This window comes from Nocardia sp. NPDC058497 (assembly GCF_042720195.1).
In the GTDB taxonomy this organism is placed as follows: Bacteria; Actinomycetota; Actinomycetes; order Mycobacteriales; family Mycobacteriaceae; genus Nocardia.
The window spans coordinates 1-3,452 of sequence record NZ_JBHXMY010000607.1 but is presented as its reverse complement, the minus strand read 5'-3'; the positions used below and the strand labels follow the sequence as shown (position 1 = coordinate 3,452).

Annotated in this window: 2 protein-coding genes and 1 pseudogene; all 3 read right to left on the bottom strand. The window is 70.4% G+C overall.

The annotated features are described in order from the left end of the window. The coding region (locus ACFWPJ_RS28105) for a type I polyketide synthase (RefSeq protein ID WP_378855801.1) at positions 1-2,843 on the bottom strand (2,843 nt) is incomplete at its 3' end. Between the two features lie 99 nt (positions 2,844-2,942). Beyond that, positions 2,943-3,209, bottom strand: coding sequence for an acyl carrier protein (locus ACFWPJ_RS28100; RefSeq protein ID WP_378855799.1), 267 nt, complete (start codon positions 3,207-3,209; stop codon positions 2,943-2,945). Between the two features lie 27 nt (positions 3,210-3,236). Continuing rightward, a pseudogene (locus ACFWPJ_RS28095) lies at positions 3,237-3,452 on the bottom strand (AMP-binding protein); the annotation flags it as partial.

The window sequence follows — 3,452 nt, the reverse complement described above, 5'->3', positions numbered from 1 at the left end:
CCCCGCGCGCCGGTGAGGGTTTCGGTATCCGGTAGTCGGTCGACGGAGTCCCCGCTCACGCGGCCGCACTCCGGGCGCACGATGCCGCCGATCGCGCCGGGATCGACTGCGGGAACCGCCTGCGGCGAGGCGAGGGTCGCGGCGGCACCCGGCGCGAGGGAGGCGGTGGCGCCAGGCGCCACGCTCGCCAGCAGCGCGTTCTGTTCGCGGAAGAGCGCGATCAGCTGTTCCATGGTGGTGTCCTCCGCCGGGGTGGCAGGTGTGGTGAGCGTGGTCGGTTCGAGCCAGAAGCGGTGCTCGGTCGAGAAGTCGTAGACCGGCAGCCGACGGCGGACGCGTTGTTCGGCGTCGTACAGGTGATCCCAGTCGGGGTCGAGGCCGTCGCGGTGCAGCGCGGCGACGGTCTCCGCGAGTTCACGGCCGGTCGCGCCGGGCCCCGGGCTCGGCGTCAGGCACCGCGGCAGCAGATCGGGGCGCAGCCGCCCGACGAGCGGGGTCAGCATGCGGCGCGGGCCGATCTCGACGACATGGGTGGGGTCGGCCTCGACGGCGGCGGCGAGCGCGTCCCCGAAAAGCACTGTGGCGCCGACATGTTCGACCCAGTACTCGGCGTCCATCGTCTCGGCCGGATCGAGCATCCGTCCACGCACGGTCGAGTAGATCGGCAGAGCCGGTGCCCGGTAGGTGCATTCGCGGGCGACGACCGCGAACTTCTCCAGCATCGGCGCCATCAGCGGACTGTGGAAAGCGTGCGACACGGTGAGCGGCTTGCTGACCACCTGCTGCTCGGCGAGGACGGTCCGGATCCGGTCGAGCGCCGCCGCGTCGCCGGAGAGCACGAGATCGGTGGGCCCGTTCACGGCCGCCACAGCCACGTCGGGCTCCCCGTCGAGCAGGCCGGCGAGCTGTGCGCGCGTCGCACGGACCGCGAGCATCGCACCCCCGCCGGGTAATTGCTGCATCAACCGACCACGGGCGACGACCAGGCGGCACGCGTCTTCGAGGTCGACGACTCCGGCGACGGCCGCCGCCGTGAATTCCCCGATGCTGTGCCCGATCACCCAGGCCGGGCGCACCCCCGCGTCGGCAAGTGCCTGCGCCAGCGCGTATTCCATGGCGAAGATCGCCGGCTGCGCGAGTTCGGTGCGATCGATGACGGCGGTGTCGTCGAGCAGCAGCTCGCGGATCGAGGAGCCGAGGTGCGCCGTCATCGCCGCGTCGACGGTCCGCAGGGCCCGGTGGAACGACCCGCTCACGACATCCAGCGGCCGCGCCATGCCGGCGAATTGCGATCCCTGGCCGGTGAACATCCAGCCGACCCGAACCGGCCCCGCCACACCGGATTCCGCACCGGTGCGCAGACGCGTGATCGCCTCCGCCGGATCGGCGGCGACGACCGCGAGCCGGTGCCGACCCGACGACTTCACCCGATTGCTCGTCCAGCAGACCTGCGCGAACCGGTCCTCGGGAACCGAGTTCAGCAGGTGCGCCATGCGAAGTGCGTTGCGCTCCAGCCCTTTCGCATTGTCGGCCGACACGGTGAGCACCCCACCGCCACCCGCCGGAGCATCCGCCGCCACCGGCGCACCGCCCAGCACCAGGTGCGCGTTGGTGCCGCCGATACCGAAACTGCTGACCCCGGCCAGCGACGGCCCATCGAGCGGCATCGGTTCGGCGAGCAGTCGCAGTCCGTGGCGCTCCAGCTGCAAGCGCGGATTCTCCTGGTCGGCGAATCGGGTCGGCGCTGCCACACCGTGGTGCAGGCTCAGCGCGACCTTGATGATTCCGGCGACACCCGCGGCGCCCTCGGTGTGGCCCAGATTGCCCTTGATGGAACCGATTCCGCAGGGTCGCGCACGATCGCGCCCGTGCAGTCCACCCAGCGCCTTGACCTCGATCATGTCCCCGAGCACCGTCCCGGTGCCGTGTGCCTCGAGGAAATCGACCGCCCCGGCCTCGACTCCGGCCCGGCGGTAGGCCTCGCCGATCACCTGCTGCTGCGCCCACCGGTTCGGCGCGGTGATGCCGTTGCTGCGCCCGTCGGAGTTCACCGCGCTGCCCTTGATCACCGCATAGATCGGCAGACCCGCCGCTTGCGCGTCGGCCAGGCGGCGCAGCACCAGCACCGCCACGCCTTCACCCCGGACGATCCCATCCGCGTTGCCGCTGAACGGTTTACAGCGAGCGTCGGGCGCCGAAAGCCCCGCCTGGGTGTAGAATACGCCGACCACCGGGGTGAGCACCAGATTCACACCACCGGCGACGGCCTGATCGCATTCGCCGGAAGCCAGTGCGGCACAGGCAAGATGGACCGCTACCAGCGACGACGAGCAGGCCGTGTCGACCGCCAAACTCGGGCCCTTCAGGTCGAGCTGGTAGGACAGCCGGTTGGCGGTCATGAAGTAGCCGTTGCCCGAGCCGTGCTGCGGGGTGATCGCGGCATAGTCCGACATCTGCAGGTTGGCCCATTCGTTGGCCATCACCCCGATATACACCCCGGTGCGCGAGCCGGATTGGGCCCTGGGGTCGAGCGTCGCGTCCTCGAAGGCGCGCCAGGTCGCTTGCAGCAGCAGTCGCTGTTGCGGGTCCATCGCCTCGGCCTCGTGCGGGGTGATCCCGAAGAACTCGTGGTCGAAGGCGTCGGCGTCGTCGATGAACCCGCCGCTGTGGGTGTTGATGGTGCCGGGCCTGCCTGCCGGGTCGTGGAAGTCCTCGGCATGCCAGCGATTCGACGGCACCGCCGAGATCGCGTCGCGGCCGTCGATCAGCAGCTGCCACAGCGCGGCGGGGTCGGCCGCCTGGGGGAAGCGGCAGTCGAGTCCGACGATCGCGATGTCGCTCACGCCGCCTCCTCCGGGCGCTGACCGCTCATGCTGTGTCCTTTCGGCATGCTCGGGCGCCCTGCGTGGTTACGCGAGCTACCTCCTCCGGGCGCTGACCGCTCATGCCGCGAGGACGAACTCGTCGGCGAGATAGGTGGCGATGGCGACGACGGTGGGATAGTCGAAGACCAGCGTCGGGTCGATGTCGAGGGACCAGCGGTCCTCGATCTCCCCGCACAGCGAGACCGCCGAGACGGAGTCCATCCCGAGTTCGGCCAGCGGAGTCGCCGGATCCACCTGGTGGGGGGCACGGTCGAGGTAGTCGGCGACCCGCTCGACGAGCCAGTCCTGGATCGTCGTCGGTGTGTGGGCGGTGGTGCGGAACATGTCGGCTCCTGGCTGGATACGGGACGATCAGACGGTCAGTGCTCGGCTCAGCGCCGGTTCGAGATCCTCGTGCAGTACCCGTTCGAGGCTGTCGGCGAGGAACGCCTCGCGCATCGAGCCGCGCTGGACTTTGCCGCTGGTGGTGCGATGCACCGAGCGCGCGGAGCGGGCGGCGACGAGCACGACGTTCGGTGCGGGCACATCGAACCCACGGGCCAGGGCGGTGGTGTTGTGGGGGGTGAG